14 protein-coding genes are annotated in these 14,223 nt (G+C 63.3%); 7 read left to right on the forward strand and 7 right to left on the reverse strand.

All coding sequences use genetic code 11. The features are described from left to right. The coding region (locus tag MXAZACID_RS01495) for a GntR family transcriptional regulator (RefSeq protein WP_039884860.1) at positions 1–269 on the reverse strand (269 nt) is incomplete at its 3' end. 5 nt (positions 270–274) lie between these two features. Further along, a complete protein-coding gene (locus MXAZACID_RS01500; protein ID WP_008492243.1) occupies positions 275–1,567 on the reverse strand; it encodes a formimidoylglutamate deiminase in 1,293 nt (430 codons plus the stop codon). Between the two features lie 65 nt (positions 1,568–1,632). On the opposite strand from MXAZACID_RS01500, the gene hutI reads away from it, so the two are divergent. From hutI to MXAZACID_RS01525, 5 genes are all read left to right on the forward strand, one after another. Then, positions 1,633–2,814, forward strand: a complete 1,182-nt coding sequence (gene hutI, locus MXAZACID_RS01505; protein WP_039884651.1) for an imidazolonepropionase — start codon at positions 1,633–1,635, stop codon at positions 2,812–2,814. Next, positions 2,811–4,319: a histidine ammonia-lyase gene (hutH, locus tag MXAZACID_RS01510; protein WP_008492245.1), complete on the forward strand. Its 1,509-nt coding sequence runs from the start codon at positions 2,811–2,813 to the stop codon at positions 4,317–4,319. The genes hutI and hutH overlap by 4 nt, the downstream gene beginning before the upstream one ends. A gap of 81 nt (positions 4,320–4,400) precedes the next feature. Further along, on the forward strand, positions 4,401–6,062 hold the full coding sequence (gene hutU / locus MXAZACID_RS01515; RefSeq protein WP_008492247.1) for a urocanate hydratase: 1,662 nt from the start codon (positions 4,401–4,403) through the stop codon (positions 6,060–6,062). 118 nt (positions 6,063–6,180) lie between these two features. Then, the gene (locus tag MXAZACID_RS01520) at positions 6,181–6,588 is read left to right on the forward strand and encodes a RidA family protein (protein ID WP_008492248.1); all 408 of its coding nucleotides are present in this window, start codon (positions 6,181–6,183) and stop codon (positions 6,586–6,588) included. Between the two features lie 17 nt (positions 6,589–6,605). Then, the gene (locus MXAZACID_RS01525; RefSeq protein ID WP_008492249.1) at positions 6,606–7,328 is read left to right on the forward strand and encodes a class II aldolase/adducin family protein; all 723 of its coding nucleotides are present in this window, start codon (positions 6,606–6,608) and stop codon (positions 7,326–7,328) included. Between the two features lie 9 nt (positions 7,329–7,337). Here the strand turns inward: MXAZACID_RS01525 and MXAZACID_RS01530 are convergent, their stop codons facing one another. Then, positions 7,338–8,015, reverse strand: coding sequence for a DUF1028 domain-containing protein (locus MXAZACID_RS01530; protein WP_008492250.1), 678 nt, complete (start codon positions 8,013–8,015; stop codon positions 7,338–7,340). A 100-nt stretch (positions 8,016–8,115) separates the two neighbouring features. Between MXAZACID_RS01530 and MXAZACID_RS01535 the strand changes: the two genes are divergently transcribed. After that, positions 8,116–9,033, forward strand: a complete 918-nt coding sequence (locus MXAZACID_RS01535) for a LysR family transcriptional regulator (RefSeq protein WP_008492251.1) — start codon at positions 8,116–8,118, stop codon at positions 9,031–9,033. A 7-nt stretch (positions 9,034–9,040) separates the two neighbouring features. Here MXAZACID_RS01535 and argE read toward each other — a convergent pair whose 3' ends face one another. Further along, a complete protein-coding gene (gene argE / locus MXAZACID_RS01540) occupies positions 9,041–10,177 on the reverse strand; it encodes an acetylornithine deacetylase (protein WP_008492252.1) in 1,137 nt (378 codons plus the stop codon). A gap of 328 nt (positions 10,178–10,505) precedes the next feature. Between argE and MXAZACID_RS01545 the strand changes: the two genes are divergently transcribed. Continuing rightward, the gene (locus MXAZACID_RS01545) at positions 10,506–11,888 is read left to right on the forward strand and encodes a cytosine permease (protein WP_039884861.1); all 1,383 of its coding nucleotides are present in this window, start codon (positions 10,506–10,508) and stop codon (positions 11,886–11,888) included. Between the two features lie 42 nt (positions 11,889–11,930). Here the strand turns inward: MXAZACID_RS01545 and MXAZACID_RS01550 are convergent, their stop codons facing one another. The 3 genes from MXAZACID_RS01550 to ssb all read right to left on the reverse strand — a co-directional run bounded on the left by MXAZACID_RS01550 (position 11,931) and on the right by ssb (position 14,146). Continuing rightward, complete coding sequence (locus MXAZACID_RS01550) at positions 11,931–12,416, reverse strand: hypothetical protein (RefSeq protein ID WP_008492254.1); 486 nt, start codon at positions 12,414–12,416, stop codon at positions 11,931–11,933. A 22-nt stretch (positions 12,417–12,438) separates the two neighbouring features. Continuing rightward, complete coding sequence (locus MXAZACID_RS01555) at positions 12,439–12,999, reverse strand: lipocalin family protein (protein WP_008492255.1); 561 nt, start codon at positions 12,997–12,999, stop codon at positions 12,439–12,441. Positions 13,000–13,618: 619 nt separating this feature from the next. Continuing rightward, positions 13,619–14,146 carry a single-stranded DNA-binding protein gene (gene ssb / locus MXAZACID_RS01560; RefSeq protein ID WP_039884652.1) on the reverse strand — a complete coding sequence of 176 codons (528 nt, stop codon included), beginning with the start codon at positions 14,144–14,146 and terminating at the stop codon, positions 13,619–13,621. Positions 14,147–14,223 lie beyond the last annotated feature (77 nt).

Consider the following 14,223-nt stretch of genomic DNA (forward strand, 5'->3'; position numbering starts at 1 on the left):
TCCTCGGCGATGTCGTGGATTTCCAGCAAGGGCGAGCGCGGGGCTGGAGCCTGCACGAAGCTGCCCGCGCCCTGCAGGCGCAGCAGCACCCCCTCGGCGGAAAGCTCGCGCAAGGCACGATGCACCGTCATCCGCGAGGCGCCGAGGCGCTCCATCAGCTCGAACTCGGAGGGGATTTTCTCGCCCACCTTCCAGATGCCGCTGGCGATGCCCTCCCGCAGATAGGCTTTGACCTGCTCATAGAGTTTGGCGGGGCGGGGAGACGGCATGGCGGTCACAGCCGCTTGCGCAAAATTGCCTCGAACGCGGCGCGGGCGGGCCGGGCGTGGATATGTTGTCCGGCTTCCACCAGCCGTTTGCCGCGCACCCAGACATCGCGCAGCGCGGGCGCGCGGGCGGTGAAGAGGGCGTCGGCCAGCGCATCCTCCGGCGTTTCGCCGGCGATGGTGACGAAGCTGGCCGGGGCGCCGATGACAAGGCCGGCCGGCAGCCCAATGGCCTGCGCCCCGCCGGCCAGCGCGTTTTGGTAGAGCGCGGTGGCGGTCGAGCGGGTCGTGTCCGTGGCCATGACATTGCGCTGGCGCTGCGCCAGGCGCTGGGAATATTCGAGCATCTGCAGCTCGCGCGCGGCATCGATGAGGATGTTGGAGTCCGAGCCGATGCCGAAGGCGCCGGTGAAATGCTGGGCGGGGAAAATACCGTCACCGAGATTGGCCTCGGTGATCGGGCAGAGCCCCGCCACCGCCTGGGCGTTTGCAATACCGGCGGCTTCCTGGGGGGTGATATGGGTGGCGTGGACCAGGCACCAATTTGCCGAAACCGGGGCATTTGCCAGCAGATATTCAACCGGCCTGGCGCCGGAGAAGGCCAGGCAGGCCTCCACCTCGGCGGTCTGCTCGGCGATGTGGATGTGAAACGGCGCGGCGCCGTTCAGATGATTCAGCGCGGTGATTTCCTCACGCGTGGCGGCGCGCAGCGAATGCGGGGCGCAGCCGGTGGCGGCCAACGCCTGGCAACGTTCATGCAGCCGCGCGTAGCTGTCCAGCGAATTGATGAAGCGGCGCTGGCCTTCAGCCGGCGCCTGCCCGCCAAAGCCGGAATGGGCGTAGAACACCGGCAGCAGCAGCAGATCGATCCCGGCGGCGGCGGCGGCGGCGGCGATGCGCGTGGCCATTTCCGCGATGTCGGCATAGGGCGTGCCGTCCGGCGCGTGGTGGAGATAATGAAACTCCGCGACCGCGGTGAAGCCGGCTTCCAGCATTTCGGTGAAGGCGAGGGTGGCGATGGCCTGCACATCCTCCGGGTCCAGCGACCAGGCGAGCTTGTACATCAGCTCGCGCCAGGTCCAAAAACTGTCGGTTCCGGCGCCGCGATGCTCGGCCCGGCCGGCCATGGCGCGCTGGAAGCTATGGCTGTGCAGATTGGGCATGCCCGGCAAAGCGATGCCGGCACCGCCTTCGATGCCGGTTTCAATTTGCGTGATCCGCCCGGCCGCGAAGGAGATGGCGACATTCGCGGCCCAACCCTGGGGGAGCAACGCGTGGCGGAAAATGATGCGATCGGACACTGGACAGCTCTCCCGGACGTGCATATTGTATATACAACTTTTCCCTCAACGCCAAGGTTCAGAACATGCGGGCAGAGCGGATTTTTACCAATGCGAGGCTGGCGACGATGGACCCGGATCTGCCGGGCCTGGGGCTGGTGGAGCCGGGCATGGTGGCAGAGGCGCACGGGCGCATTCTCTATGCCGGGCCGATGCGCGCGATGCAGGCCGAGGAAATGGTGGATTGCGAGGGCCGCTGGATCACGCCCGGGCTGATCGATTGCCATACGCACCTGGTTTATGCCGGCAGCCGGGCGGGGGAATTCGAGGCGCGGCTGGCTGGGGCAAGCTATGAGGAGATCGCCCGGGCGGGCGGCGGCATCATGGGCACGATGCGCGCCACACGCGCGGCCAGCTTCGATGAGTTGCGCCGCGCAGCGGAATTGCGGTTGGAAGCGCTGCTCGCCGAAGGGGTGACGACCATCGAGATCAAATCCGGCTATGGGTTGGCGCCGGAGGCGGAATATAAATGTCTTGAGGTAGCAAAGTCGCTTGGCGGCGCCGTGGATGTTGTCACCAGCTTCCTGGGCGCGCATGGATTTCCGCCGGAGATGGCGCGTGAGGATTATCTGCGGTTGCTCTGCGAGGAGATGATCCCGCATGTCGCGCGACACAGACTGGCCGACGCGGTGGATGGGTTTTGCGAGGGCATCGCCTTTTCGCCTGAGGAGATGGCGCAGGTGTTCGAGGCGGCGACGCGTTGCGGGCTGGCGGTGAAACTGCATGCGGACCAGCTTTCGGACCTTGGCGGCGCGGCGCTGGCGGCAAGGTTTGGCGCGCTCTCGGCGGATCATCTTGAATATACCAGCGAGGATGGCGCAGCGGCGATGGCGCGGGCGGGCAGTGTTGCCGTGCTGCTGCCCGGCGCCTTCTACACGCTGCGCGAAACCAGGCTGCCGCCGGTTGCTTCGTTTCGAACCCATGGGGTGCGCATGGCGGTTTCCACCGATCTCAACCCCGGCACCTCGCCGCTTTTCTCCTTGCTGCTGGCAATGAACATGGCCGCCACGCAGTTTCGCCTCACGGTTGAGGAATGCCTGCTCGGCGTCACCCGCCATGCCGCCGCCGCACTTGGGCGGTCGGATGTAGGCGTGCTGAAGCCAGGGGCCAAATGCCATCTCGCGATCTGGGACATCGAGCGCCCGGCGGAGCTGGTCTATCGCATCGGGTTCAACCCGCTACATCAACGTATCTGGAGTGCCGCATGAAACTCACCCCCGGGGCGATGAGCCTCGCCCAATGGCGCGATATCTATCAAGGCGCTGTCGTCGAACTTGACGAAGCGGCGCTTCCGGCTGTTCAGGCCGGGGCGGATGCGGTGGCAGAGATTCTGGGCCGGGGCGAGCCGGTCTATGGCATCAATACCGGCTTCGGCAAGCTGGCCTCGGTGCGCATCGCGGATGCGGATCTGGCAACGTTGCAACGCAATCTCGTGCTCTCGCACGCGGCGGGGGTGGGCGCGCCGATGCCCGTCGCGGTGGCGCGGCTGATGCTGGCCTTGAAGATGGGCTCGCTCGGCCAGGGCGCCTCGGGCGTGCGGGTGGAAACCGTGCGCATGCTGGAGGCGATGCTGGCGAAGGATCTGATCCCGGTGGTGCCGGCGCAGGGTTCCGTCGGCGCCTCGGGCGATCTGGCGCCGCTGGCGCATATGACCGCGGCGATGATGGGAGTCGGCGCGATTTTCGTCGGTGGTGTGGCGAAGGATGCAGAGCTGGCCTTGGCGGAAGCCGGGTTGGCGCCTTTGGTGCTGGGGCCCAAGGAAGGGCTGGCGCTGCTCAACGGCACGCAATTTTCCACCGCCAACGCCCTGGCCGGGCTGTTCGAGGCGGAGGCGAATTTCCGCGCGGCGCTGGTGACGGGCGCGCTTTCCACCGATGCCGCGAAGGGCTCCGATGCGCCGTTTGATCCGCGCATCCATGCGGTGCGCCGGCATCGCGGCCAGGCGGAGGTGGCGGAGGCGCTGCGCGGGCTGATGGCGGGGTCGGCCATTCGCGCCTCGCATCTGAAAGGCGATGAGCGGGTGCAGGACCCGTATTGCCTACGCTGCCAGCCACAGGTGATGGGGGCAGTGTTGGATCTGCTGCGCCAGGCGGCGGCGACGTTGGAGACGGAAGCCAATGGCGTGACGGATAATCCGCTGATCTTCACCGGCCCGGCGGTCGCCCTCTCCGGCGGGAATTTCCATGCCGAGCCGGTGGCCTTCGCGGCGGATATGATCGCGATGGCGGTGTGCGAAATCGGCTCGCTGACCGAGCGGCGGATTTCGCTGCTGGTCGACCCGGTGCTCTCCGGCCTGCCGGCCTTCCTGACGCCGAAACCCGGATTGAATTCCGGTTTCATGATTCCGCAGGTGACGGCGGCGGCTTTGGTCTCCGAGAACAAGCAGAACGCCTACCCGGCTTCGGTGGATTCCATTCCCACCTCCGCCAACCAGGAGGATCATGTGTCGATGGCCGCCCATGGCGCGCGGAGGTTGCTGCGGATGAATGAGAATCTGCGCGCGATCATCGCCATCGAATGGCTGGCGGCGGCGCAGGGCTGCGATTTTCATACGCTGACCTCCTCGGCTTTGTTGGAGGCGGCGCGTGCAAGATTGCGCGCGGCGGTGCCGAAGCTGGAAGAGGACCGGCATTTCGCCCCGGATATCGAGATGGCCATCGCGCTGCTGGGTGAGGGCGCCTTGGCTGGGTTTGATCTGCCGGGGGTTGCCTGAGATTTTGCCTCGCCTGTGATTTGGACAACACGCCGCGCCGGTGCCGCCGGTGCCTGAGACCATTCTGAAAGGTTTAAGCGCATGACCCGCCTTGATAATGCCCGCATCATCCGTGCCGACCATGGCAGCATATTATCCGCGAAAAGCTGGCTGACCGAAGCGCCGTTGCGGATGCTGATGAATAATCTCGACCCGATGGTGGCCGAGCGGCCGGAAGAGCTGGTGGTGTATGGCGGTATCGGCCGGGCGGCGCGGGATTGGGAGAGCTTCGATCGGATCGTCAGTGCGCTGAAAAGCCTGGGCGATGATGAAACCCTGCTGGTCCAGTCCGGCAAGCCGGTGGGCGTGTTCCGCACCCATAAGGATGCGCCGCGCGTGCTCATCGCCAACTCGAATCTGGTGCCGAACTGGGCGAACTGGGCGCATTTCAACGAGCTCGATCGCAAGGGCTTGATGATGTATGGCCAGATGACGGCGGGCAGCTGGATCTATATCGGCACCCAGGGCATTGTTCAGGGCACTTACGAAACCTTTGTGGGAGCGGGGCGGCGCCATTATAACGGCGATGTCGCCGGTAAATGGGTGCTCACCGCCGGGCTGGGCGGCATGGGCGGCGCGCAGCCTCTCGCCGCGACCATGGCGGGGATGAGCTGCCTTGCCATCGAATGCCAGGCGAGCCGGATCGAGATGCGGTTGAAGACACGCTATGTCGATGTCCGCGCCGATACGCTGGATGAGGCGATGGCGATCATCGAAACATCCATTGCCGAGAAAAAGCCGGTGTCCGTAGGCTTGCTGGGCAATGCCGCTGAAATTCTGCCGGAAATGCTCAAGCGCGGCATCAAGCCGGACATGCTGACCGACCAGACCTCCGCCCATGATCCGGTGAACGGCTATCTGCCCGCCGGCTGGAGCGTTGCTGAGTGGGAGGCCAGGCGCGAGAGCGCGCCGCAGGCGGTGGAAGCGGCGGCGCGCGCCTCGATGGCCAAACATGTCGAGGCGATGCTGGAATTTGTGAAATTGGGCGTGCCGACTTTCGATTACGGCAATAATCTGCGCCAGCGTGCGAAGGAGGAAGGGGTTGAGAATGCCTTCACCTTCCCCGGTTTCGTGCCGGCCTATATTCGTCCCCTGTTTTGCCGGGGCATCGGCCCGTTCCGCTGGGCGGCGCTTTCGGGCGATCCTGAGGATATCTACAAGACCGACGCGAAGGTGAAGGAGCTGCTGCCTGACGACAAGCATCTGCATCACTGGCTGGACATGGCGAAGGAGCGCATTGCCTTCCAGGGCCTGCCGGCGCGCATCTGCTGGGTCGGGCTGGGGGACCGGCATCGGCTGGGGCTCGCCTTCAACGAGATGGTGGCGAAGGGCGAGCTGAAGGCGCCGATCGTGATCGGGCGTGACCATCTGGATAGCGGCTCCGTCGCTTCGCCCAATCGCGAAACGGAGGCGATGGCGGATGGCTCGGATGCGGTGTCCGACTGGCCGTTGCTGAATGCGCTGCTGAATTGCGCCTCGGGCGCCACCTGGGTTTCGCTGCATCATGGCGGCGGGGTCGGGATGGGGTTTTCGCAGCATTCCGGCATGGTGATTTGCGCGGATGGCACTGAGGATGCGGCGAGGCGGCTGGAGCGGGTGCTGTGGAACGACCCGGCCACCGGCGTGATGCGCCATGCCGATGCGGGCTATGACATCGCCAAGGACTGCGCCCGGGAGTTTGGCCTCAACCTACCCTCGTTATAGGTCTGTTGCTGAAAAATCCGGCAACTGGTTCGGCTTAATTTATGCAACGGCTTTGCAGTATCAGGTTTAACAAAGGGGGCGGGCGGCCTATGGTAGGGTAGGCTGCGGAGTTTTCGAGATGATTCACAAGCGTATTCGCCCCTTCAACACCAAGGAGACCTATCCGGAGCAGAATCTCGACAATGATCTCTGCCAGGCGGTGGTGACGGGCAAGATGATCTATCTGCGCGGGCAGGTGCCGCAGGATCTGGACACGCGCGAGAATGTCGGCGTTGGCGATCCGGCGGCGCAGACCGAGAAGGTGATGCAGAATATCGATCTGCTGCTGCGCGAATGCGGCGCGACGCTGGAGCATATCTGCAAGGTGACCGTCTATATCACCGATATCCGGCATCGCGAGGCGGTGTATCGCACCGCGGGACGCTGGCTGAAGGGGGTCTATCCGGTGTTCACCGGGCTGGTTATCGTGGCTTTGGCGCGGCCGGAATGGCTGGTCGAGATCGACGTGATCGCTGAACTGCCCTGAGCTGTTGGAGGATTGTGATGAGCGACTTGAAGCAACGTGAGATGAAGCTGCGCGGCGAGCTCGCGGCTTTATGTAGGCTCTCCGCCATGCTGGATTGGCAGGAGGCGACCGCCAACCATATCTCGCTGGCAGTGTCCGATGACGGCACGCAATTCCTCATCAATCGCCGCTGGCGTGATTTCGCGACGCTGAAAGCCTCGGAACTGGCGCTGCTGGATGGGGCGGCCAATGCATTGCCGGAAGATGTGGACAGCACCGCTTGGGCGATCCATGGCGCGATCCATCGGCTGGTGCCCCGGGCGCGCTGTGTGGTGCATCTGCACCCGGCCTACGCCACGGCGCTCGCCTGCCTGAAAGACCCTACATTATATCCGGTGGATCAGACCTGTGCGCGGTTCTTCAACCGCGTCGCGGTGGATGGCGCCTATGCGGGGATGGCTGATAACCAGGCCGAGGGTGAGCGCTTGGCGAAGATTCTGGGCGAGAAGAAGATCCTGATGATGGGCAATCACGGGCTGCTGGCCACGGGCGAAACTGCCGCCGAAGCCTTCGATGCCTTCTATCATTTCGAGCGCGGGGCCCGAACCTTGATGCTGGCCTACGCGACCGGGCAGACGCTCAGCGTGCTGAATGACGAGGTGGCGGAGAAGACCGCGCAAGCCTGGGACAGCGAGCCGGAATTCGCCGAAGCGCATTTCGCGCAGATGCGCCGCCGGCTGGATCAGGATTATCTGAATTAGAGGCTGGCGTCACTCATCGCCCGGCACGCCGTAGGCGGGGGCGGCGGTCGGGTTCAGCGCGCGGGTGACGTAGTCATGCATTTGCGGTTGCCAAATCTCCCAGAGCCGGGCGAGTTCGTGCAGCGGCGCGTCGTGCCAATCGACCCGCAGATCCGCCAGCGGCCAGGCTTGTTTGTCGACCACGATGAGGCCGGCGGATTTGATCGGCCCGGCTTCGCCGCCGGCGGCAAGCCCCGCCAGCATCGCTTCGATCACACGCGCGCCAAGTTCCAGGTTCGGATCGCTGGCCACAAACGCGTCGATCACAGCCTGCGGAACGCCGTTATCGGCCAGCAGATTGCCGGCGGCGGCCGCGTTGCTTCCGCGCGCCTCGCCGGTGACACCAAGCGTCCGGGCGCCGGAAAATACTGCAGTTTTTCCATGGGTATCGATGAGGGTCAGTTGCCGGAACTCGGGGAAGCTTGCGCTGCCTGCAATTTTTTCGATCGCCGCAGCGGCGGTGAGGCCAGATTCCAGCGCATCCAGAAGTTGCGGTGCCAGCCGCGGGTCGGTCACGTTCTGGGTTGTTGCGGCACCGACACCCGCACGGGCAAAGGCGCAGCGTGCCGCGACGGCGGGCGATGAGGAGGTGACGGCAACGGCAAACTGGCCTGAACGTGGGCAGCGCGCGACGAGGGAGAAGGTCATGCGAAACTCCTGAACGGTCGCATCCGGTTTCCACGTTGTTGCTGGTTTTGTAAAATATAATCTTCTGATATGTTGATTCAAATTTCTTGAGGGCGGGAACATGCGCTTCACGCTGAAACAGATTGGCTATTTCGTCGCGACGGCGGAGACCGGCAGCATCACCCAGGCCTCCGAGCGGGTGAATATCTCGCAGCCTTCGATTTCCTCGGCGATCACGGCGCTGGAGGAAGAGTTTGGCATCCAGCTTTTCATCCGTCACCACGCGCAAGGGTTGTCACTGACCGCCGAGGGGCAGCGTTTTCTGCGTGAAGCGAAGGCGTTGCTGCTGCAGGCGGAAGAGGTGCAGGCGGCCGCGTCGATGATTTCAGCGAAGATTGGCGGACCGCTGGAAATTGGCTGTCTCTCGACGCTGTTTCCGCTGGCGGTGCCGGAGATGCTCTCGGTATTTCGCAAGCGCTACGAGGCGGCGCGGGTGAATGCGCTGGACGGCAACCAGGCGGAATTGTTCGAAAGCCTGCGCCATGGCCGCATCGCCCTATTGCTGACCTACGATATGAACATCCCACCGGATTTCGACTTCATGCCGATGGCGCCGCTGCCGCCCTACGCGTTTGTCGGCGGGTCGCATCGCTTTGCACGGCGGCGCTCGGTTAGTTTGAAGGAGCTGGAGGGCGAGGATTTTCTGTTGCTCGATCTGCCGATGAGCCGCGATTATTTCTTGTCCTTGTTCCGTGAGGTTGGCATCGCGCCGCGCATTGCCGGGCGCTATGCTTATATCGACATCATTCGCAGCCTGGTGGCGCGGGGCGAAGGGTATGGGCTGGCCAATGCGCAGCCGAAAAACCTCTCGACGCTGGACGGGCACAAGCTCGCCTACCTGAGTTTGGAAGATAAGTTGCGGCCTCTGATCTATGGGATTGCGACGTTGAAAGGGCTGCGTCGCACCCCGACGGCCGACGCCTTCATCGAATTATGCCGGGAGCTGCTGCTGAATCAGAAACTGCCAGGCACGCGCTGAGGCGATTTCAGGCGCTCAGGGAGGCGATCACGCGGTCCAGGAACGCATCGCACTGATCGAGCTCGTCCTGGGTGATATATTCGTCTGGCTTGTGGGCGCGGTCGATGTTGCCCGGCCCGCAGACCACGACAGGTAGGCCAAGCCGCGACTGGAACAACCCGCCTTCCGTGCCGAAGCCGATCTTGCAGGGGCTGGTGCCGGCTGCGGCCAGGATCTTTGCCGCGAACGGATCTTCGGGCGCGGTCTCCAACCCTGGATATTCGTTGGCGATCTCGATTTCGATCCGGCCCTGCCCGCGCCGGGCGATGATCTCCGCCGCCCGGGCGCGCAGCTGGGCAACCAGCGCATGCGGATCATCCCCGGCGATATTGCGGATTTCGAATTCCACGTCGCAGCGCTCAGGCACGATGTTCAGCGCGCTGCCGCCCTTGATGGTGCCGACATGCACGGAGGTGACCGGAAACGGGTAGGCGGCATCGCGCGTGCCGGTGGCGAGGAGCTCGGCCTGAAGTGTTTCCGCCGCGCCGACCATTTCCGCGGCGAGGCCGATGGCGTTGCAGCCCAGCGCCGGGTTGGCGGAATGGGCGGGCTGGCCATGACAGCAAAAGCAGCCGAAAATCTTACCCTTATGCCCAAAGCCGACCTGCTGCGCTGTTGGCTCGCCAATGATGCAGCCTTCGGCCTGGAAATTTTCCGCCTGCAGCCGCTCCAACAAATCCCGCACGCCAAGGCAGCCGACTTCTTCATCATAGGAAAATGCCAGATGCAGCGGCCGGGTGAGGCGGGTTTTGTCGGCGCGTTCGGCGGCGCTGAGGCAGGCGGCGAGGAAGCCTTTCATGTCGCTGCTGCCACGGCCTAGCAGTTTGCCGTCCTTCGCGGTCAGCGCGAACGGGTCGGTATGCCAGTCCTGGCCGGCTACGGGTACGACATCGCTATGGCCGGACAACACGATGCCGGCCCCGGTCTGTGGCCCGAAGCTCGCCAGCATATTAAGTTTTCCTGGCTTTGCACCTGCCAAAACATGAACCCGCCCACCAGCCGCGGTGACGATCCCGGCACTCCAGCGGATGAGGTCCTCGTTCGGATCGGCGCTGATGCTGGGGAAGGCGGTGAGGCTGGCAAGATGCGCGGTGGTGCGGGTCATGCCCTACTCCTAGCGTGGGGAGAGGGAGAGGTGAAGTCTGGGATCTGCCTGCGTGGCGGGCGCGGTCGGCGTGGGAATGCCCAAAAAACATCCTGATGCACAGAAAAAGGGAGGCTCTTGGTTCGGTTAATTCAATGCGGAAGCCTGCTCGATTCGTGTAAGCTGTGGCTAAGATTAAATAATGGAGTGCACCGCGTGACCGTTCTGTCTCGCCCGCAAGCTGCTTGCGCCGCGACCTCCGGCAATATTTGCCGGCATGGCGCGATGCGATTTCGGCCTGATCTCCGCGCCGCCGCGGCGTACCACCCCCAGCCCTAAGGACAGCAACATGGCCACGGAAGCTCCTGGCAAAGTCGAGCAACATACGATCTACCAAATCCCTCTCGATCAGCGCCACGGTACCTGGCGGGATCTGTTCACCATCTGGTTCGGCTCGAACATCATGATGCTGACGATCATCACCGGCTCGCTGGCATCAGCCGTGTTCAAGCTGGATTTCGCCAGCTCCTGCCTTTCGATCATCATCGGCAATCTGGTCGGCGCGATTTTCATGGCGCTGCACTCGGCGCAGGGCGCGCGGCTTGGCGTGCCGCAGATGGTGCAGACGCGCGGGCAGTTCGGGACCATCGGCGCGGTGCTGGTGGTGGCCATCGTCATTGTCATGTATGTCGGGTTTCTGGCGTCCAATATCGTGCTCGCGGGACAATCCTTGCACACGATCGCGGCGGGAATCGATCAGCGCTGGCTGATCGTGCTGATCGCGGTGATCAGCGTGATCGCGACGATTTTCGGGCACGACCTCATTCACGCCTACGCGCGGGTGATCACCTGGGCATCCGGTCTGGCACTGCTGGTCAGCTTCGCCTGGATCGTGCTGGTGCATGGGCTGCCGGGCAACTTCATGGCGATGAACCATTTCAACCTGGCCGGGTTCTGCAGCATGGTCTCGGTCGGCGCGCTCTGGCAGATCGCCTACGCGCCCTATGTTTCGGATTATAGCCGCTACATGCCGCATGATACGGGTGCCAAGGATGCGTTCTGGGCCTCCTACTGGGGCTGCACGCTCGGCTCGATTTTCCCGATGATCCTGGGGGCGATGCTGGGTCTGGTTGCGGCGAATGGTGATCCGGTCGCGGGGCTCACCAGCTTTACCGGGGCGGTCGCGGTGCCGGTTGTGGTCATTTTTTCCATCGGCATCGCCGGCACCAATGCGATGAACCTTTATTGCGGCGTGCTCTCCACCATCACGCTGGTGCATACATTCGCGCCGGGCTGGAAGCCGGGGGCGGCGGCGCGCACCACCACCGCCATCGCGATCACGTTAGTTGGTCTCGCCATCGCCTTGTTCGCGGCGGGGGCCTTCCTGACCAACTACACCAACTTCATCCTGTTGCTGCTCTATGTGCTGGTGCCCTGGACGGCGATCAATCTGGTGGATTTCTACCTGGTGCGGCATGGGGATTATGATGTCGGGGCGTTTTTCACCGCCGAGGGCGGCATCTATGGGCGCTTCAATAAATCCGCGATCTTCTGCTATATATTGGGGATTCTCATTCAGCTGCCGTTTGTCTCGAACGATCTCTATACCGGCCCGGTGGCGAAGGCGCTGGATGGGGTGGATCTCTCCTGGATCGTTGGGCTCTGCGTGATCAGCCCGGTCTATTATGTGATGGCGCGCAAGAGCGCGTCCAGCCTCGTGCCGGCTACCTAAAGGCTGACAAATGGCGGGTTAGATTCAGACGCGCGCCGGGCTTTACCAAAGCCGGCAATATTCGCGGGCATTTTCAAGGTTCGGCCCGGGCGTTGCGTCCGGGCCGAGCTGTTTCAGAAACCCATCCGGGGCGCTGGGGCGCGGGGTGTCGTCGCAATTGGTATGCACCCAGTCCATTCCCATTCGTCCGTTGCGCAGCCTGTAGAGTTTGCCGCACAGCGCCAGCCGCATGCCGGGATGCAGCGCTGAAAGTGGCGCCGGCACCGCCCCGGGGGCCGCATCGTAGCCGGCCGCGAAGACGTTATCCGCGCGAATATCATAGATCTGGCCATCATCGCCGCGCAGCAGGATCTTGCTGTGGGAAAGCGCCACCCCGTCGCGATACGCCCGGGCGCGGACGAAGAACGGGCCATGGGCGATGGTGCCGGTTAGGTACTGGCCTTGCCGCGCCTGGCACTGGCTGGCCTCATCGGCCAAGGCGGCGTTGGCGGCGGCGCAGAGAATGAAGGCGATGGCCCAGAGCCGCATGGAATGTCTCCCGTTATCCGCGTCATTTACCCGGTTGGCCGGTCGGCGGGAAGCGGGCGGGATATTCCAGCTTGCCTTCATAGCCCAGCGCACGGACACGCGCCGTCAGCTTTTCCACCAGCGCCGGGGAGGGATCGGGTGTGCGGGTGAAGAAGGAAAGCAGCGTCATTTGCGGGTTGGCGACGATGAACCAGCTATAATCGGCGGCGTGATCGAGGACCCAGTAGGTGTAGGGGATGGTGAACAGGTGCCAGAGCCGGTAGCGCACGAGAAATTTGTTGTTGGCCCCGGGCGCCAGAATCGCGACGGTGCCCTGGAAGGATTTTTCCCTGCCCGCCGGCGTGTGCATGCGGCAGGCATCGCGCTCCATCAATTGGCCCTGGGCGTTGGCGAAATAGCTTGTGGTGCCGGCGACGCAGCCATCGGTCAGCTGCATCGGGATGCGGCCGATTTCGTACCAGGTGCCGGTAAACAGGCGCGACATCTCAACCGGTTTCTGCGGTTGCGGCGCGATGACGGGCGCGGGGGTTCCGGCACAGCCTGAGATCAGCAGCAGCAAGGGAATGAGCAGCCATCCGCGCATGGATCGGTCCTTCCGGGTTAAAATCTGTCTACGCAGGCTTTGGCGCGGCGGATCACCTCGGGTCACTGAAGCGGGGCGTGCTTGAGGCGGTGAGCAGTGCAGTGCTCGCGCGTTTCTGCCCTGCCAAAGCGGCCAGCCATGCGGCAAAGGCGCGGAAGGTCGGCTTCATTCTGATCTGGTGCCCAAGGCGAACGTTTAGTGAAAGGATGTTTGTGAAGCTATCTTTGCATGTATCGATAGTAATGATTTCGCATCAACTTCAAGCAAAATGAATCGCGTCGGTAGGCTGAGCGCAGAAAATGAAGTGGCTTTAATCTTTTCGACAGAAAAGTAGGCTGTCAGAAAAGGCTATTGAATTTAACAGCATTTTTTGATTGCTTTAAAAGAGATTTGACCGGATCTGGCCGCGACGCCGTGGCACGTTAGGGTTGATGTTTTTTTGAATCGACGCGCGGACGTTATAATAAGCTATGATGATACCGTTTTTTAAATTAGGTGCGATTTAGCACATATATGCTGGATTCGTAACGATAAAGACGTGGGCGGCCGGATTGTTCACCATAAAAAAACCGCGCCGGAAAGGCGCGGTTTGCGGCAAGCCGCCGAGGTCAGGCGGGGGTTAGAACGGGATTTCGTCGTCCAGATCGCCAGTGCTCGGCCGCGTATCCCAGCCGCCGACAGCGCGGGCGGGGGATTTCGCGGCCGGGGCGGAGGCGGCGCGCGGCGCGTACTCGTCGCCACCGCCCATGCCACCACTCATGCCACCGCCCATACCCATGCCGCCGCCACCACCGCCGGCACGGTCCAGCAGCACCAGCTCGCCGTTGAAGCGGCCGATCATGATCTCGGCGGTATAGCGCTCCTGGCCGGACTGGTCGGTCCATTTGCGGGTCTGCAGCTTGCCTTCCAGATAGAGCTTGGAGCCCTTCTTCAGGTATTTCTCGGCCACATCCGCCAGACGGTCATTCATGATGACCACGCGGTGCCACTCGGTCAGCTCCTTGCGCTCGCCGCTGGCCTTGTCGTTCCAGCTCTCGGAGGTGGCGACGGCCAGGTTGACGACCTTCATGCCGGACTGGGTGTTGCGGATCTCCGGGTCGCGCCCGAGATTGCCCACCAGAATCACCTTGTTCACACTACCAGCCATGTCGCCCTCTACAACTCAAAATTGTCTTCCAGGATAGCGCATCCGCCACGCGGTGGCCAGCGTTGCTTTATACGCGG

Source organism: Acidocella sp. MX-AZ02 (assembly GCF_000306035.1).
Taxonomy (GTDB): domain Bacteria; phylum Pseudomonadota; class Alphaproteobacteria; order Acetobacterales; family Acetobacteraceae; genus Acidocella; species Acidocella facilis.